Source organism: Flagellimonas amphidinii (assembly GCF_013090115.1).
Lineage (GTDB): Bacteria > Bacteroidota > Bacteroidia > Flavobacteriales > Flavobacteriaceae > Flagellimonas > Flagellimonas amphidinii.
Genome location: NZ_JABFNN010000030.1, coordinates 311,764 through 330,346 on the forward strand (window position 1 = coordinate 311,764; position 18,583 = coordinate 330,346).

Annotated in this window: 14 protein-coding genes and 1 pseudogene; 8 read left to right on the forward strand and 7 right to left on the reverse strand. The window is 38.9% G+C overall.

The genetic code is table 11. The features are described 5' to 3' along the window. Nucleotides 1-2: 2 nt before the first annotated feature. Complete coding sequence (locus tag HJC33_RS08065) at nt 3-635, reverse strand: TetR/AcrR family transcriptional regulator (RefSeq protein ID WP_171658299.1); 633 nt, start codon at nt 633-635, stop codon at nt 3-5. A 177-nt stretch (nt 636-812) separates the two neighbouring features. On the opposite strand from HJC33_RS08065, the gene HJC33_RS08070 reads away from it, so the two are divergent. Both HJC33_RS08070 and galB read left to right on the forward strand, forming a co-directional pair. Next, nucleotides 813-2,603, forward strand: coding sequence for a sigma 54-interacting transcriptional regulator (locus tag HJC33_RS08070; protein WP_262888104.1), 1,791 nt, complete (start codon nt 813-815; stop codon nt 2,601-2,603). A 338-nt stretch (nt 2,604-2,941) separates the two neighbouring features. After that, a complete protein-coding gene (gene galB, locus HJC33_RS08075; RefSeq protein ID WP_171658301.1) occupies nt 2,942-5,683 on the forward strand; it encodes a beta-galactosidase GalB in 2,742 nt (913 codons plus the stop codon). 28 nt (nt 5,684-5,711) lie between these two features. On the opposite strand, the gene HJC33_RS08080 is transcribed toward galB, so the two are convergent. From HJC33_RS08080 to HJC33_RS08100, 5 genes are all read right to left on the reverse strand, one after another. After that, nucleotides 5,712-8,300 carry a sialate O-acetylesterase gene (locus tag HJC33_RS08080; protein ID WP_246245508.1) on the reverse strand — a complete coding sequence of 863 codons (2,589 nt, stop codon included), beginning with the start codon at nt 8,298-8,300 and terminating at the stop codon, nt 5,712-5,714. A gap of 114 nt (nt 8,301-8,414) precedes the next feature. Beyond that, the gene (uxuA, locus tag HJC33_RS08085; protein ID WP_216366665.1) at nt 8,415-9,605 is read right to left on the reverse strand and encodes a mannonate dehydratase; all 1,191 of its coding nucleotides are present in this window, start codon (nt 9,603-9,605) and stop codon (nt 8,415-8,417) included. 2 nt (nt 9,606-9,607) lie between these two features. Next, nucleotides 9,608-10,348, reverse strand: coding sequence for an SDR family NAD(P)-dependent oxidoreductase (locus tag HJC33_RS08090; RefSeq protein WP_171658302.1), 741 nt, complete (start codon nt 10,346-10,348; stop codon nt 9,608-9,610). A gap of 17 nt (nt 10,349-10,365) precedes the next feature. After that, nucleotides 10,366-12,546 (reverse strand): alpha-glucuronidase family glycosyl hydrolase, encoded by a 2,181-nt coding sequence (locus HJC33_RS08095; protein WP_171658303.1) that lies wholly within the window; start codon nt 12,544-12,546, stop codon nt 10,366-10,368. Nucleotides 12,547-12,701: 155 nt separating this feature from the next. Next, the gene (locus HJC33_RS08100; protein ID WP_171658304.1) at nt 12,702-13,730 is read right to left on the reverse strand and encodes a LacI family DNA-binding transcriptional regulator; all 1,029 of its coding nucleotides are present in this window, start codon (nt 13,728-13,730) and stop codon (nt 12,702-12,704) included. A gap of 292 nt (nt 13,731-14,022) precedes the next feature. Here HJC33_RS08100 and HJC33_RS17230 point away from each other — a divergent pair, with 292 nt between their 5' ends. The 6 genes and pseudogenes from HJC33_RS17230 to HJC33_RS08125 all read left to right on the forward strand — a co-directional run bounded on the left by HJC33_RS17230 (nt 14,023) and on the right by HJC33_RS08125 (nt 17,591). Then, on the forward strand, nt 14,023-14,397 hold the full coding sequence (locus HJC33_RS17230; RefSeq protein ID WP_216366666.1) for a hypothetical protein: 375 nt from the start codon (nt 14,023-14,025) through the stop codon (nt 14,395-14,397). A gap of 46 nt (nt 14,398-14,443) precedes the next feature. After that, nucleotides 14,444-14,731: pseudogene (locus HJC33_RS17325) on the forward strand (hypothetical protein). Nucleotides 14,732-14,787: 56 nt separating this feature from the next. Next, a complete protein-coding gene (locus HJC33_RS08110) occupies nt 14,788-16,215 on the forward strand; it encodes a DUF1593 domain-containing protein (protein WP_171658305.1) in 1,428 nt (475 codons plus the stop codon). 132 nt (nt 16,216-16,347) lie between these two features. After that, on the forward strand, nt 16,348-16,788 hold the full coding sequence (locus HJC33_RS08115) for a molybdenum cofactor biosynthesis protein MoaE (protein WP_171658306.1): 441 nt from the start codon (nt 16,348-16,350) through the stop codon (nt 16,786-16,788). A gap of 3 nt (nt 16,789-16,791) precedes the next feature. Beyond that, nucleotides 16,792-17,220 (forward strand): cyclic pyranopterin monophosphate synthase MoaC, encoded by a 429-nt coding sequence (gene moaC, locus HJC33_RS08120; RefSeq protein WP_171658307.1) that lies wholly within the window; start codon nt 16,792-16,794, stop codon nt 17,218-17,220. Nucleotides 17,221-17,294: 74 nt separating this feature from the next. Continuing rightward, nucleotides 17,295-17,591 carry a hypothetical protein gene (locus HJC33_RS08125; protein ID WP_171658308.1) on the forward strand — a complete coding sequence of 99 codons (297 nt, stop codon included), beginning with the start codon at nt 17,295-17,297 and terminating at the stop codon, nt 17,589-17,591. Between the two features lies 1 nt (nt 17,592). Here the strand turns inward: HJC33_RS08125 and HJC33_RS08130 are convergent, their stop codons facing one another. Beyond that, the gene (locus HJC33_RS08130; protein WP_171658309.1) at nt 17,593-18,543 is read right to left on the reverse strand and encodes an NAD-dependent epimerase/dehydratase family protein; all 951 of its coding nucleotides are present in this window, start codon (nt 18,541-18,543) and stop codon (nt 17,593-17,595) included. Between the last annotated feature and the right edge of the window lie 40 nt (nt 18,544-18,583).

Below are 18,583 nucleotides of genomic sequence, written 5' to 3' on the forward strand. Positions count from 1 at the left end.
ATCTAACGTACTACTTCAACCGTTTTTTCTTGAAACAACAGGTTGTAGTAATTTTTTAAGTGCTTTAGTTGTTTAACTGGTATTTTTGGGTCGTACAAAGCTTTAGACAAAATAAAAGCACCTTCCAATACTGCATTAAAGTGGCTGAGCAAAGAATCAGCATCTAAATCTGGAACATTTACTTGATGCTCATTTAAAATATCGTCAAAAAGCATCTTAAAAACTCTTCGCCATTCTGTGAATCCATCAAATACAACTTGTTTAACTTCATCAGAATAGGTATTTTGTTCGTTACTCACAGAAGCATATAAACACCCTGGGGGATTCTCCAAGTCTTCAAATAAATTAATGAAAAACTGAATAAATTCGAGGAGCCGTTGCTTTGGGCTGTTAGAAAATTCTTCAGTATTGTTGAGAGCTTGCTGCAACCTCTCAGCATCATAGCGGGCAAAATCGTTCAATAGAGCCAAGGCCAAATCAGCCTTAGTTTTAAAGTGGTAAAAAAATGCTCCCTTAGTTATTCCAGTCTTTGCTAATATTAAATCAATAGAAGTTCCCGCAAATCCATTCTTAAAAATCAGTTGAGTCGCTTCCTTAATAATATTGTCTTTTGTAGGAGTATTATACCGTTTCATAATGCAAATATAATAACTACAAACTAGTTGGTATAAAAAATAACAGACTAGTTGGTATAGATTTAATAAATTTTTTTATAGTTTTGTTTAAAGTTTTTATTAAAATTAAAAACAAAATAGTTTGAAGTTTACAGTTTTGAATAAGGCAAAAGCATAACCAACAATGATTATTTCAGGATGGAATCAATAGCTCAACCACACCAAAAAGTTCGAAATCAATACCGTCCAAATGATTTGAACCCTCAGTTTTGTAATTCGGTTCTAGAAAATCTACAACATAAAATAATGTGGATGGATTTTCAGGGTAACATCGTATATGCAAACTCAAAATTTTGTGAACGTTTAGGTTATAAAAAGTCTGAAATCACCAATTTGTCCATCTTTGATGTAAATCCAGAAAGTAATGGGGAAACTTGGTATAATCATTGGAATTATCTCAAGGCCAATGGTAGCCAAACCTTTAAATCTATCCATCAGACAAAAGATGAGAAATACTATGAAGTTGAAGTATATGCCCAATATCATATTATAGATGGAAGAGAAATAGTTTCAGCATTGGTAAATGATATTTCGCAGTCTAGCTTTTACAGGAATTTGCTCAATCACGCAGAGCGAATGACCAATGTTGGTGGTTGGAAGCTTAACCTGCAAGATGGTTCTTTGATAGTCACCAAACAGACATTAAAAATTTTTAGTACCTCTAATAAAGAAGACCTGTTACCTAAAAATCTCATTTATTTATTTGAAGAAACTGATAAAGTCAAGGAACTTATTCGTAATTTAATTAGAAAAGGGGCTTCATATGATGAAATCTTCACACAAAAATGTAAAGATGAAAGTATCAGATATATCAGAAGTGTAGCTGAACCAATTTTAAAAGGAGACAAGATTTATAAAATTGTAGGTACTTATCAGGACGTGACCAAAGAAACAGAATTACTCAATGAAATGTCCGTTCTCAAAGAAAACTTACAAGAGGATAATCAAAACTTACGAAAAGAAATTAATGCCAATGTAAAGTTTGATAATATCATATGTGGTAGTGAATCTTACCGACAAGTTTTGGAATTAGTCACTAGAGTAGCGGTAACAGATTCAACAGTACTTATAACAGGTGAATCGGGGACAGGCAAAGAATTACTGGCTAAAGCGGTGCATTTAAATAGCCCAAGGAAAGATAAAACTTTAATAAAAGTCAATTGTGCTACTTTGCCCAAAGAATTAATTGAAAGTGAACTGTTCGGTCACAAAAAAGGTGCATTTACCGGTGCAATTTCAGATAAACTTGGCAAATTTAGCTTAGCGGATAAAGGGACTCTATTTCTTGATGAAATTGGAGAAATGCCGTTGGATTTGCAATCCAAACTACTGAGGGTACTACAAGAAGGAGAGTTCGACCAATTGGGGGCCAATACAACCTGCAAGGTTGATGTTCGAGTAGTTGCAGCGACCAACAGGGATTTAGGACAAATGGTAAAGGAAGGTAGCTTTAGACAAGATTTATACTATCGATTAAATGTATTTCCCATTCATAACATTCCTCTTCGAGATAGAAGAGAAGATATTCCCCTACTGGCGCAATTCTTTCTAGATAAGTATTCTAAAAAAGCAGGTAAATCTTTCAAAAGACTTTCAAAGCAAGTTATAGATGCACTTATGGAATATTCTTTTCCAGGTAATATTCGGGAATTGGAAAATTTGATTGAACGTGCTGTAATAGTTGAAGACGGAACTACACTTAATTCTGGTAGTTGGTTACCCAAAAAAGGAACAGCTTCTTTACCTGGCCATTTTAAACCTTTTGTGGATGTACAACGTGAATATATTATCAACGTTCTGAATTACACTAAATGGAGAGTAAGTGGCCCAACAGGTGCGGCAAAGATTCTTGAAATGAATGATAAAACGTTGTTTGCTAGAATGAAAAAATTGGGAATTAACAAGCAAGTAAGTTTAAAAGAATTATGACTTTCTAATGGATTAGCAGATTAAAAACACCCATTTTTGGTTGTATAAATTGGACTTGTAAATGACTGTTTGATGGGATTCTGACATCAAACATATGTACAATAACAAAGATGCGCCATGCGCTATCTCTTTCAAATAAAATTGTTGAATTGTGGGCAATTTGTTAGATCTACATATTCTATTTGCGTCTTTGTTGTAAAGAATAAGAAGGTTTTGTTGGTGCTTATCCAAAAATTATGACAACAGCTAAGAATATACGCAACCGATTGCATATACGGGTACATTATGTATATTTATACATTAAATGTTTTGGTCTTTAATTTTTACTCCAAATAAAAATGGCGCAAAAAATTCAATTAAAACTTAAAAGTATTTTAGTGGTAATCGTTGTTTTGTTTATAGCGGAATGTGGGTTGCCACCAGAAAATGCTGAAGAAACAAGGGAACGCGTATCCATCAATGAGGAATGGTATTTTATGAAATATGATTCCATGGAAGGAGCTGATTCACTAATCTATGATGTGCGTCCAGAAGTTGAAACCTATAATGATAATATCGATGCTGATACACAGCCCACAGATGCAGTCGCTGTTGAAGCACAGAAATTGGTGCTTAAAGAATGGATACTGCCAACAGGAAATGCTTTTATAAAAGATAAATTAAAACATTACAGTCGACCAGAAGGTAATCCTGGCATCAACTTTCCTTTTGTTCAACAGGATTTTAATGATAGTCTCTGGCAAAAAATAAACCTTCCTCATGATTGGGGTGTTCAAGGTCCGTTTCTTGAAGGTTGGGATGCTGAAGTTGGTGGAGGAATGGGACGTCTTCCCAGTCATGGAGTAGCTTGGTACAGGAAAAAATTGGATATTTCTAAATCAGATAAAGGCAAATCAATTTTCTTGGATATTGATGGTGCCATGTCCTATGCCATGGTATGGCTCAATGGGAATTTGGTGGGCGGATGGCCTTATGGCTACAACTCATGGAGAGTGGACCTCACGCCTTATCTAAACTTTGGGAAAGTAAATCAACTGGCCATTCGATTGGACAATCCACCAAAATCTTCACGCTGGTATCCTGGTGGAGGTATTTACAGAAATGTTTGGTTGACCAAGACCAATCCAGTTCATGTGGCCCATTGGGGAACCTATGTGACCACGACAAATGTTTCCAATTCTGAAGCCACAGTGAATTTGGAAATCACCATCGACAATGATTCCCAATCAGATCAAGAATTTGAATTGATGACCAAAATATACCCATTGGATAAAAACGGAATTCGGGAGAAAAATCCTGTAGCTAATTTTCCTGAAGAAAAAACAATGGTAGCTGGAAAGGGAAAAGCCGTGGTCAAGGGTATTGTTACCGTACAAAACCCCAAACTATGGGGGCCGCCTCCTACGCAATCTCCAAATTTATATGAAGCGGTTACCATAATTATGATGAATGGTAAAGTGGTAGATGAATACGAAACTCAATTTGGGATCAGAACTTTAGAGTTTAATGCTGATAACGGATTATTGGTCAATGGGGAACTTATAAAGTTCAAGGGTGTCAACCAACACCATGATCTTGGTGCACTAGGTGCAGCCTTTAACGTTAGAGCTGCTGAAAGACAGTTGGAGGTTTTAAAAGAATTAGGATGCAATGCCATCCGGATGGCGCATAACCCTCCTGCACCTGAACTTTTGGAATTGACAGACCGGATGGGTTTTTTGGTCATTGATGAAGTTTTTGATGTTTGGGAACGGAAAAAGACCCCTTTGGATTTCCATTTGATCTTTAAAGATTGGCATGAACAAGATTTAAGGTCTTTTGTGCGCAGGGACAGAAACCATCCTTCAGTAATTATGTGGAGTTTTGGTAATGAAGTAGGGGAGCAATATACAGAAGAAGAAGGTGCTGCTCTAGGCCATCGGTTGGCTAAAATTGTAAAGGATGAAGACCCAACACGTCATACAACTGCTTCCATGAATTATGCAAAATCACATATGCCTTTTCCAGAAATCATGGATGCCATAAGTCTAAATTATCAAGGCGAGGGAATACGGGATGCACCAGCCTACAAACACCTCAAAGGAATTAAAACACCTCCTTCATATCCTGCTTTTCATGAAAAATTCACAGATAAGACCATCATCAGTAGTGAAACAGCAGCGGCAATGAGTACAAGAGGTACTTACCTATTTCCTGTTTTTGATGGAACAAGTGCGCCATCTGCAGATGGGGCAGGGGGAGACCCAGACACAAGATATGTAAGCGCTTATGAATTGTACTCTACGCCTTTTGGGTCATCAGCAGATAAAGTATTCGCCACGCAGGACAAAAACCCTTACGTAGCTGGAGAATTTGTATGGTCCGGGTGGGATTATTTAGGGGAACCCACCCCATATTACCTGTCCCGTAGCTCTTATTTTGGAATTATTGATTTGGCAGGCTTCAAAAAGGATAGATTTTATTTGTACCAATCACGTTGGAGACCAGATTTACCCATGGCTCACATTTTACCCCATTGGAATTGGCCTGACCGGAATGGAAAAGTGACACCTGTGCATGTTTTTACCTCTGGTGATGAAGCTGAACTTTTCTTGAACGGGAAATCATTGGGAAAAAAGAAAAAGGAGCCTTATACCTATCGTTTACGGTGGGATGATGTGGTTTATGAACCGGGTGAACTGACGGTTGTGGTTTATAAAGATGGAAAGCAATGGGCTGAAGACAGTACCAAAACTACCGGCAAGGCTTCTAAATTGTTTTTAAAAGCTGATCGGGATACCATTAAAGCCAATGGTGATGACTTAGCATTTGTTACCTTAAAAGTAGTGGATGAAAATGGGTTAGTGGTACCTACCGCCTCTAACAATATTCAATTTTCCATTGAAGGCCCTGGAGAAATTGTAGCTACGGATAATGGCGACCCCACGGATATGGTTGAATTTCCCGCAACGGAAAGAAAAGCATTCAGCGGTTTGGCATTGGCAATCATACAATCCAAAAAAGGGCTAAAGGGAACCGTAACGGTAAAGGCCACTTCTGATGGGTTGGAAATGGGCCAAGTAACGATTAAATGTGAGTAATTTTAACCCACAAGGCCAGTATGTAAACTTAATCCGTGGCTGTTGAAGCTCTATATTGTTTTATATTTTTGGCTACATCAATAAGTGGTGCGGTCCAAACTTCATTTTCATGTTGTTTTAAGTATTCCAACAATTCTTTGTGAGCAGGTAAGGAGACATCCATCGAATGTTCCCCTCCGACCCCATGAAAAAGCAATATGAGCAATGAGTTGGTTTCTACGGCCTTTTTTACCATTGCTATCATTTCTGCGCCACTTTCGCCAATTATGGGATAACTGTCCATGCTATACAAATCTATTTGGTCAATGGTATGCATTTCTGAGCGCACTGCTCTGGCGGCCAATAGCTCATTTTTTAATTCATCAATAAAAAAATCATTGCCATTTACAGTAAAATCACCGCAGGTATAAGCGAAAGTTCTTTCCTTTTTACCGTCCAATGCTTCTAGTAGTGTGTTGTTTATTTTGATTTCATCCACCATGCGTTTTACCGTATAGGAGGCCATATCATAATTTGGATTTACCCAAGGTCTACTTTCTTTGCCAATACAAGGGTGGAAAATGGTGTGATTGGCCAGTTCATGACCGGTTTTTGTGATTCTTTTCCAATCCTGAAGACGATTTCTAAACGCTTCGGAATAGGTAGAGATATAAAATGTTCCTTTTAAGCCCAAAGAATCTAATATGGGTACAGCATTGTCCAAATGAACATTCAGGGCATCGTCATAAGTAAGCACAACTGCAGCTTTTTTGCCTTGCCAAGGCAAGGCATTGAGTGCTTCAGGGGCATAATTTCTAAAAGGAGAAGCTGGAAGACCTTCCTTATTGTACAAGTTGGCTCCCATGGGATTGTCGGCCCAAGCGTAGCGTACATATTTGGGATGGGGGATGCCCTCGTTTTTTACGACAACGGTGTTACCTTCAATAACAGCATCGGCCCAAATAAATTTTTGGTCCTCCCCAGCAATTTCAAATCGATGCAGCGGCTTTCCATCGATGGCAATCAATCCGCTTCCTGTCGATTCAAAATGCAAAACAATTTTGCCCTGTAGTATTTCTGAGGACTTATATATGGGTCCTGAATGAACAATGTTTTCACCGTAGGCCAATTTTAAGGCGCCTAAAGCCAAGCGTTCCCCCACATCTTTTTTGTTCAACGGATGTATATCGTTCCATTCTCCTAAATCGATGGCGACTGCCATAGCGGTATTGGGTTCAGAAAGCCCTTGGAACTGCTCAAACCGGAGCTCTGCCCACTTGCTTTCCGTTGGGAGATAATCCACATCTTGAAAGTTGGCCAATTGCACATACAAAAAGGGAGCATTGGGCACATTAAATTGAGTTCTAAAATCTGCCATGAGCGCTTTGAGATAATCCCCATACCCTTTGGGATTTCCCGAATTGGATTCACCTTGATACCATAAAAAGCCTTTTACGGCCAGAGGGGTCAATGGTGAAATCATGGCATTATACAATGAAGTGGGTTGGTTCTGGGCCGAAAACATAGTATAGGTGCCGTTGCTCCGTTTAGGGACAAAAACCTCACCTACTTTGTATTTCCATTCCCCTTTTAAATCAATGCTGATGCCTTTAGCTGTGAGTTCATAGTTTTTGTCCGGAACAAAACCTCCTTTTCCTCTGGAGTTGGTTACGCGAACAACTACGGTATTTTTTCCTTTTTTGAGCACTCCCTTTGGAACCGTATACCTTCTTGGAGGGTATTGGTAGGTGATATTTCCAATTTTAGTGCCATTCACATAGACTTCATCTGCGTCAACAATTCGACCCATAAACAATTTGGCTTCCACTCCAACCAATTCATCTGGTATTTCAATTTCTCTTCTGAACCAAACCACCCCATTAAGGTTTCGTAAACCTTGGTCTTCCCAAAACCCAGGGATGTAATACTTGTTCCAATCCTTTGTGTCCAGTCCTTCTTCATACCATTTTAGTTTGGCCAGTAGTCCTTTGTCCTTAATCTGCGGTTTTTGATTGGTTGAAGGGGAGGTTACAGTAAATTGATTGGTGTATGAAGTGTCTTTGTTTTTCTGAATTTTGACCAAATCTTTCGGAAATTCTTTGAACCCACTTTCACTGATCCAAGATTGGATCGGTGTACCTCCAACGCTGGCGTTGATGATGCCAATAGGAACACCATATTTCGTATAAATTTTTTTTGCAAAAAAGTAGCTCACAGCACCCATTTCCATAATATGTTCCTTGATTGCTGGTTTCCATTGTCCTTTGGGCAAATCTTCTTGGGGACCTTGTAGGTTGTTTGTGGTTGAAATGAAAAAATTCCTGATTTCGTCAAAATTTGCAGTAGCAACTTCTTCAGGATATTTTTCCTTTACCCTTTCCATGGGGGTGACCATATTGGATTGTCCAGAACAAATCCAGACATCGCCAAAAAGGATGTTATCCACTTTGATTTCGTTCTTACCCTTAAAAATCATTTCAAATGGACCACCCGCTTTTTGTGGTTTGAGCTCAAAAGACCAATTCCCATTTTTGTCAGCAATGGTTTTGAAGGTGTTGTTTTTGAAACGTAGCTCAACTTTTTCCTGGGGAGATGCCCAGCCCCATACCTTGGTTTTGGAATCTCTTTGCAAGACCATCCCATCGCTTATAAGTTTAGGGAGCTTAATCTGACCCATTCCCCAAAAAGAAACGAATATGCAGATTGAAAACAGACATCTTTTTGGTGTTCGCCCATTCATGTTTTGATTGTTTTAAGAAGGAGATAGTTTAAAAGCAATGCCTTGTTCCAATCCCCTGATTTCAGCCAATCCTTTGAGTCTTCCGATTAAGGAATATCCAGGGTATTTTTCAGTGCCTTCAATGGAGTGTAGAAAACCGTGGTCCGGTCGCACAGGGAGTTTTACCTTGGTTTTTTGCATCAATACTAAAATGCTTTCCATAACGGCTTCCATGGGGTTATCTCCATTAAGATGTTCAGACTCTCTAAAACGTCTGGTCCCAACATCTCTTTTTACATTTCTTAGGTGCAAAAAGTGAATGCGGTCACCGTGCTTGTCTATTATTTGCAAAAGATTATTGTTAGGGTGAGCGCCCAATGACCCTGTACAATAGCACAACCCATTGGCATTGACGGGAACTGCTGTCAACAACTCTTCGAGGTCACTTTCTGTGGAAATCACTCGGGGCAATCCCAGTACGGAAAAAGGAGGGTCATCTGGGTGAACGGCCAATTTAACCCCCAGTTTTTCAGCCACGGGTGCAACTTCTTTTAGAAAATGGATAAGATTTTTTCTTAGCATATCATCGTTTACGCCCTTGTAGTCCTCCAAAAGCTCCAAGACTTTTTCGCGGGTAAAACTTTCATCACTCCCGGGAAGGCCAAGCAGGACATTCCGGAAAAGTTGTTGTTTTTCTTGTTCACTTAAAGTTTCACCATAAGCAATTGCTTTGTCCAACTTTTCTTGAGTATAGCTAGCTTCGGAATCAGGTCTCTTCAACAGAAACACATCAAAATAAATGAATGCCAATTCATCAAACAAAAGTGCTTTGGTACCATCCGGATTTTCGTAGGCCTGGTCAGTTCTTACCCAATCCAAAATGGGCATAAAATTGTAGGTGACCACCTTGAGCCCGCAATGGGCCAAATTTTCTAAGCTTTGCTTATAGTTGGCGATATATTTTTGGTAATCCCCACGTTTTCTTTTGATGTCCTCATGAACAGGCAAACTTTCTATGACTGTCCATTCCAGCCCTTCATTTCTGATGATTTCCTGTCTTTCTTTAATGTCCTCAATTGCCCATACATCGCCCACAGGGATTTGATGAAGTGCCGTAACAATACCAGTTACTCCACATTGTGCAATATCTCTTAGTTTGATACCGTCATGTGGACCGTACCAACGCATTGTTTTTTGTGTTTTGATTATGTTTTGATTACTCATGCTTAAAATCCTATACTATTTCCACCATCCACGGGCAGAACGGTTCCAGTTACAAACTTAGCTTCATCTGAGGCAAAAAAGAAAACGGCATCCGCAATATCTTCTGGAAGTCCCATTTTGCCCATTGGGGTTCTTGAAAATACCTTATTTTTTCGTTCTGGATCCAAATCCAGTGCTTTTGCAGTCATTTTAGTTTTAATGAAACCTGGAGCAATGCAATTGGTTCTGATTCCATATTGGGACAAATCTACCGCCATGGCACGTGTCATTCCTTCAATGGCAGTTTTACTGGCGGTGTAGGCTATTACTTTGGGAATTCCATACTGAGCGGCCATAGAACTAATATTAACGATACTTCCTCCACCAGTTTCTTTCATTTTTTTGACGACTTCTCTGCTAATACTAAAAACCGAAAGGACGTTGGTTTTCATAATCTGATCAAAATCACTGTCGGTGACCTCAGTAAAATCTTTTTTCATATTTATTCCGGCGTTGTTCACCAGAATATCTATGCGACCTTCTTTTTTGAAAATGGCATCAATTATTTCTGGAATAGCTTCCAAGTTGGTTAAATCAAAGATAATGGGAACTGCATTTGGTCCCATTTCAGCACATGCATTCTCAGTTCGATCTTTTGTTCGGCCAATTACAAACGTTTTGATTCCTTTATCACAGAATTTCTTGGCCGTAGCGTAGCCCAAACCTGAGTTGCCGCCAGTAACAATGGCTATTTTTTTATCCATTAATTTATGTCTAAGTTTTAATCCCATCTTGGTCGGATACCCGGCGCAAATGGAAATTTTAAAGATTTGTAATATTCCAAGGTGTTTTCTGGATCTTCCATTTCTTTTGGAAAGTCCATTTTTGAAAAAGTTTGAAAGTAAAGCATACAGGCATCTCGCCACCATTTTGCCTCTTTAAGCTGAATGTTGAGCAACATGGCTACTTGATGATGTTGAAAATCATTTACATGAGGTTTCATTTGTTGCCAAGTTTCAATCATATTTTCTACTTGATCAACACCCAACTGATATCTAATTCCTAGGTTGTCCCATAATGTTCTTCCATTTTTGAGTTTATGGTCCCATGGCAAATGATGGAACCAAAGAAGATATTCGTCTGGACAAGTTTCCAGACTGGAGAACATTTTTTCAACTTCTGGGGCGTATTGAGCCAAAGCGTTGCTCCCAGTTTTTGTTCTATCAAACCCTATACCTTGGTTATCGGCCTTGTGATAATAGACCGCATTCCATTCGGGTCTTGGAAGATGGTCTATCCAAGGTCCGGGGCCATAGTGATGGCCGGCGTCAAAAATATGATGCAATCCAAGCGGATTCATGTAGTTTACGACCACTTCTCTCGATTCCAGCATCATTTTCTTAATGGTTTTCAAAAAACCTTCATCATTACTGAATGTACTTCGTAACCACTCGTCTGCAATAATCTCAGAATCTAAATGAGGATTCCAGGCCAATCTCCCAAAGCCATACCAGTCCGCTTGTCCGAATGGATGTCCTGTCCAGTTGGTGTCGGTTCCAATATTGGCAACACCCGCCATGCCAGATATTTTCTTATTGTTGAGGGAACCGTCTATTACTTTGGAAACGGTAGAACCTTTACCTTTTTGATAAGTATCGGATTTGAGTACTTCTTCATAAAGTTTGGGCAGGTAGGCCAAATGGGTAGCAAAACCCAAATATTCTTTGGTGATTTGAAACTCCATCATCAATGGTGTTTTGGGCATGGCTCCAAACATGGGATGGAAAGGTTCACGAGGTTGAAAATCAATGGCTCCGTTTTTAACCTGAATCAATACGTTATCCTTGAATTTGCCATCCATGGGAATAAACTCGCTATAAGACTGTTTGTGTCTATCGGTAGGGTCATGTTCAGAATATACAAATGCCCTCCACATCACTACGCCCTTATAAGGTGCAAGTGCATGAGCCATAAGATTAGCCCCATCCAGATGGGTGCGGCCATAATTTTGTGGGCCAGGTTGTCCTTCAGAATTGGCCTTTACCAAAAACCCTCCAAAGTCTGGAATCAAATCGTAAATCTCCTTAACCTTATCATTCCACCATTTGATAACATTTTCATCCAGTGGGTCAGCAGTTTTAAGTCCTCCAATTTCTAGGGGAGCAGAGAAACGTGCCGTTAAGTATACTTTGATGCCATAAGGTCTAAATATGTCTGATAGTGCCTTGACCTTTTCTAGATAGTGGGGAGTCAAAATAAGTGCATTGGAATTGACATTGGTCAAAACAGTTCCATTGATTCCTATAGAAGCATTTGCTCGGGCATAATCAATATAGCGTTGATCAATGTAATCCGGTAAAGTGTGCCAGTTCCATATGGAAAACCCAGCATAACCCCTTTCCACTGAGCGATCCAAATTATCCCAATGGTTCAATACTCTCAAATCCACCTTTGGAGCTTCAATAATAGCTATGTCATTTAAAGGAGAATGGTTTTGAATCAAACGTAGCAAATGAAATGTTCCATAAAGCAACCCTATATCTTCACTTGCAGTAACCAAAATGGTCGATTTATCATTTAAAACAATGGTTTTGATGATATATCCTTCTCCAGATAGATTTTCCTTGTTCACCGCGTCTTTTAGTTTTTGTGGCAGATTCTTATAGGTTAAAACTACTAGTATGTTTTCCGGTTCACCGTAGGATTTAAAAACAGGATTACTTCCTAACAACCCTTGCAATCCTTTTTGCAATTCATTTTTGATGATTTTGAGAGTTTCAGAACCTTCTTCTACATGAACGGCTTGAATTGAGGATCGGTACGAACTTAGCAAAGCTGAATCATCCACTTTAGTGTAGTTCAACCAAAGCTCATAACCATTGGATTGGGCATATGAAGAGCTGAAAATCAGTATGCAACAACTCAGGAAATAAGCTATACGTATTTTGGTGTGATGTCTCATTATTTGTTGGCAATAGTGTAAAATATAACGATTAAAATAAGTGAAAACATAGTAATTATGCAATCGATTGCAAAAAATATTCAAAAAAAAAATTAAAACCTAGATAAAGAATTATAAATCTAACAGAACTTGAACGCCTGCCTTTACCCGGTTATTTATTTTTTTATGGAAGATTCCCTGACAATCACTTCGGTTCCCAGTACAGTAACTTCAGAGAGGTCAGCATCATAGTTTTGCGCTGAATGATTGATGATCCTTCTGGCGGAAATGGCTCCCATTTTACTTGCCGGATGAGTCACCGTTGAAAGAGGAGGTTGTACAATAGATGAAATGGGGTCATCATTAAAACCAATAACAGCAAGTTCATTGGGAACATCTACCCCCATTTTTTTGGCACACATGATTACACTTACAGCAGCAGTATCATTTGCAGAGAAGATGCCATCTGGGGGATTGGGCATATCCAACAGCTTTTTGGTTGCTTTGGTGCCCTCTTCAAAACTTAATGACTTAAAATATACAATAAGTTCATCCTCAAGGGGAAGTCCATATTCTTTAAGGGCGTCTAAATATCCCTTTTTTCGTTCAGCATAAATGTTTCTGTGTTGTGCTCCTGCAAAATGAGCTATCCGGGTGCACCCCTGTTCAATCAAATGTTTAGTGGCCGAATATCCAGCAGTATAATTGTCAATGACCACTTTGTAGGAGTTAAAACTATCAGGGACCCTATCTACAAATACAAGGGGAATCCCTTTATCCACAAATTTTTGAAAGTGCTCCATGTTTACGGTTTCCATGGACAAGGATACAATCAATCCTGTAATTCTACTATCATAGAGTGCATTGCTATTGCTTATTTCGTTTTCGTAATTATCGTTGGATTGACTTATGAGCACGTTGTACCCGGCCTTTCTGGCGGTTTCCTCTATTCCGCTGATTAATGAGGAAATAAAGGGTCTGTTAATTCGGGAAATAAGAATACCAATCGTATTGCTCTTATTGTTACGGAGACCAGCTGCAAGGTGATTGGGACGATACCCCATTTGCTCAGCAGCCTCCTTGATAATCTTAATGGTTTTTTTGCTTATGCTTTTGTGGTTGTTTAAAGCTCTTGAAATCGTTGAGGGAGAGTAGTTCAATTCTTTCGCGAGATCGTATATGGTAACCTCTTTTTTAAACTTCATCTTTAAGAATGCGGTTAGGAACATTCAAACCTAAAAGCAATAGGCTTGAATTTCAAATTACTAATTTAACTTTTAGTTTTTTATTAGAGCAATTTATAAACTCATAATAATGGAATCGAATGTTTAGGCTGTCTATTTCTTCAATTTGATATTTATTCTATCCATAAAAAGAAAATTGTTCCATGTGCTGGGCAAATAGAATATTTATGGAAAACAAACACATTTAAATAGAATTGAGAGGTAAGCATGCTTTTCTGAATTAAAGCAATCGATTGCGTATTTTTATGTGCAAATGAAAATGCCGTCTTTCTTTTCACCTAAAAATATAACTGAACTTAGCAAACTATATCAATCAAAAAATTCCAATCGAAGCAATTTTGAATTGGTATCGGCCAATGAAGTGGCCACCGTCTATTATAACAGTTCTGATGCTGAATTGATTAAAATTACAGCAAATCTTTTTGCAGAGGATATCGAAAGATTGACTGGAAAAAAGCCCGCTATAACCACTTCTGCTGATAAGTTGAAAGGAAGAGTGGTTGTATTGGGAACCATTGACCAAAATGAACTTATTGAAAAACTACTGGTCAAATACGGGGAACCCAATAAAATTAAAGGACATTGGAATATGATTTTACCATCTTTGAAGATGAAGATTAAAAATTGAGACTTATCTTTCGCCTACGCAGAATTATCAGAAAAATGAAGGTTTGTTGTTTGCTATTGCAATTGATGAAGAGGAACCACAAATCATCAATACCAATAAGAATGAAATTAAACCAGATTGCGAATATGCAGATTGGTGAATGAAGTCTATGGCCGACCACATCAAAAAAAGTGTGTCTTTGCATAAGGATATCAAAGCTGGGACACATACTTTAAAAGTATGGGTAATGGATCCAGGAGTGGTGATTCAAAAATTTGTGATAGATGCCGGAGGCTTAAAATCGAGTTATTTGGGTTCACCCGAGAGTAAATTCATTGCAAAAAAGAAGGATTGATGCATCATTCTCCATGTGACAAACAAATCGTATTACAATATAAAAGATCAAAATCTATGAGATTCCATACCATTTTAGCGTTGGTTCTATTTTCGGTGACTTCACTGCTGGGACAAGTTGGTAAAAAGAACAGAACAATCATACTAACTGATATTGAAGCGGATCCTGACGATACACAATCCTTGGTTCGTTTGTTGTTGTATGCAAACGAAATCGATATTCAGGGAATAGTGGCTACTACTTCTTGTTGGCACCAATCCACAATTGATCCAGAGTCCATCCGAAAAGTGATCAGGGCATATGGTAAAGTAAGGGGAAATCTTTCTTTGCATGCCGAAGGCTATCCGTCAGAAGAAGCATTAATGGCATTGGTAAAAGATGGCCTGCCCAAATATGGAATGCTAGGTGTAGGTGATGGACAAGATTCTGAAGGATCGGATTGGATCATTAAAATTCTTGAAGGAGATGATGAGCGCCCGTTGTGGATTTCTGTATGGGGTGGAGCAAACACGTTGGCTCAAGCTTTGAATAAAATTCAAAAAACAAAAAGTAAAAGAGTTGCCAAAAAACTGATTTCAAAACTTCGGGTGTATACGATTTCCGATCAAGATGATAGTGGTATATGGATCAGAAATAATTTTCCAGACCTTTTCTATATTGTTAGTCCTGGAGATAACTATGGTGACGCTACTTGGACCGGGGTCAATGTCTTTGTAAATGGTATTGACAACTCAGAAATATCCAATGATTGGCTTGCCAATAATATTCAACAAGGTCATGGCCCTTTGGGTGCTGAATATCCAGATGTTGCTTGGGGCATGGAAGGTGATACGCCCGCCTTTCTTTCCTTGATTCCAAATGGATTAAACGATGCGGAACACCCTAATTGGGGAGGTTGGGGCGGCCGATATGAACTTTACATACCTGATTTTTCCAAAGCCAAAGAAGGTAGTTCAATAGTGAAGATTGCCCCAGAAACCCGTAAAATTTGGACCAATGCCAATGATGCTTATACTCCATATGTTTCAAAAGCTTATGGAAGACCAGTTGGTAGAGATACTACAACCTTCACCGGTTATAAGGAAACCCTTTGGCGATGGAGAGATGATTTCCAAAATGATTTTGCGGCTAGAATGGATTGGTGTTTACAATCTTTTGAAGAAGCTAATCACCCACCCGTTCCTGTTCTTTCAGGAGAAGATCATATTACTGTTGAATCTGGAGGAGGTGTCTTTTTGGATGCCAGTAATTCTTACGATCCAGATGGGGATAACATAAGTTATCTGTGGTTCAATTACACTGAAGCAGGAACTTTGGAAAAAGAGGTGAGAATAGGTGGTTCTGAAAATTCACATACCGCTTATTTTAAAGTTCCAGAAGTGACGAAAAAGGAAACCATTCACTACATATTGAAAGTTACGGACAAAGGAGCTCCTGCATTATCAAGGTATAAGCGCATCATCATCGATATTGTCCCAAAATAACATTCCAAAAAGATAATTTTTTTGGTATCGGGGGAAGTTTGAATGAGCAAATTGGCAAGTTGATATATCGAGAACGTTAATTGGATATTACTTCTCGGTTTTCTTGGTTACCTTAGCATAAATTGACTCTTTATGGAAAAGAAACTTAAAAATGTCTTTGTGCAAGGAGCCATTTCTCCTGATTTTATTGCAAAATCCATAGCCAAACACCAATCCAAAACCCAAATAGGGGCCCATGATATTTTTTTGGGACAAGTGAGAGCGGATGAAATTGATGGAAAAACTGTTTCGGCCATTGCGTATAGTTCTTATGAAAGTATGGCCAATCAAAAGTTTCATGAAATCAGGGAAAACACTTTTGCCAAGTTTGATATCACCTGCATGCATATCTATCATAGCATGGGCAAAGTAAATGTTGGGGAAATATGCCTATTTGTTTTTGTTTCATCACCTCATAGAAGGACCGCTTTTGAGGCTTTGGAATTTGTTGTGGAGGAAATAAAAGCAGAAGTCCCGGTTTTTGGAAAAGAGTTGTTTGAAGATGATTCCTATCAATGGAAGGTAAATACATAGCGCATGGTAGATATCACCCAAAAACAATCCACACATCGTACCGCAGTGGCCCAAGCCATTGTAAAAGTGAGTTCGGAGGCTACAATTGAGGCTGTTCAAAAAGGTACAGTTCCCAAGGGAGATGTATTTTCCATGAGCAAAGCGGCAGGCTTTCTTGCGGTAAAAAAAACAGCCGACCTCCTTCCAGATTGCCATCCGCTACCTGTGGAATTCTGCGGAATTGAATATGCCATTGATGGCTTGGAAATCACCGTCACCATCACCGTGAAAACATTTTATAAGACCGGGGTGGAAGTAGAAGCCATGCATGGAGCTAGTGTGGTGGCACTCAATATGTACGACATGTTGAAACCCATTGATAAGGGAGTGGAAATACACTTTATAAAACTCTTGAAAAAGACTGGAGGTAAATCTGATTTTAATAGGCCTTAATTTTTTTTGGATTTTTTATTTACCAAAACAATTTTGTTCTAATTTTAGATTGATTTGATGATAAGCTCACAGCTATGAACAACCTCAGAAGAGTTATTGTCGATTACAAAAAGCTTACCCCCGAAGTATTGAAACTTTTGGTGGAAAAATACCCCGATGGCTATGGGGATAACGATGTCATCAATTTCAAAAACCTTAAAGGAGAAACCATAGAAGCTGTTGAAGTTTTAGCGGAAGACACCAAGTATTTGGTGAAAATTAGTTCAAAACTGGAACGTAGCATGGCCAATTTTGATGATGATAGCCCATTGGACACTCCCGATATGGGAAAAATGCCTGATGAAGGTTTTGAAGATTCGGAGGAAGAATAGGTTAAGAAAGACTTTTCTTCAGATTCTCCAACATTTCTTTAGTGGTTTCCTCCAAATTGAATTTGGGTTGCCAGTCCCATTGCTCACGCGCTGAAGAATCATCTATGCTGCTTGGCCATGAATTGGCGATTTCTTGTCTAAAATCTGGAGCATAGGATATTTCAAAATCTGGAATGTGTTTTTGGATGCTTAATGCCACTTCTTCTGGAGAGAAACTCATGCTACCCAAATTATAGGATGAACGAACTTGTAACGCTTCAGCAGGACTTTCCATTAGGCCAATAGTGGCCCTAATGGCATCTTCCATATACATCATGGGCAGTTTGGTATCATTTTCCAAAAAACATTGGTAGGACTTGCTTTTTAATGCTTCATGATAGATTTCTACCGCGTAGTCTGTAGTGCCGCCACCAGGCATGGTCTTCCAACTGATCAACCCGGGATAACGAACACTGCGAACGTCTACCCCATATTTATTAAAATAATATTCGCACCAACGCTCCCCAGATTGTTTACTGATGCCATAAACAGTACTTGGTTCCATTATGGTGTTCTGTGGAGTATTCGCTTTGGGTGTATTTGGACCAAAGACAGCAATACTTGAAGGCCAGAATATTTTACTTATTTTTCGTTCTTTGGCCAAATTGAGCACATTGAACAAAGAATTCATGTTTAAGTTCCAAGCTCGCATGGGAAACTTCTCCGCAGTTGCACTGAGCATGGCGGCCATCAAGTAGACTTCATCAATTTCATAGTGCATCACCACATCCTCAATAGCCTCGTAATTGGTTGCATCCAACAATTCAAAAGGTCCGGTATCCATCAGCGGATCACTGCTCTCCCTAATGTCACTCGCCACCACGTTTTCAGCGCCATATTTGTTTCTGAGTTCAACGGTAAGTTCAGTGCCGATCTGACCACAAGCGCCAAGAATTAAGATGGGTTTTTGCATTTAAAATGAAGTTAATTACATCTGCTGGTAAAGATAGCCT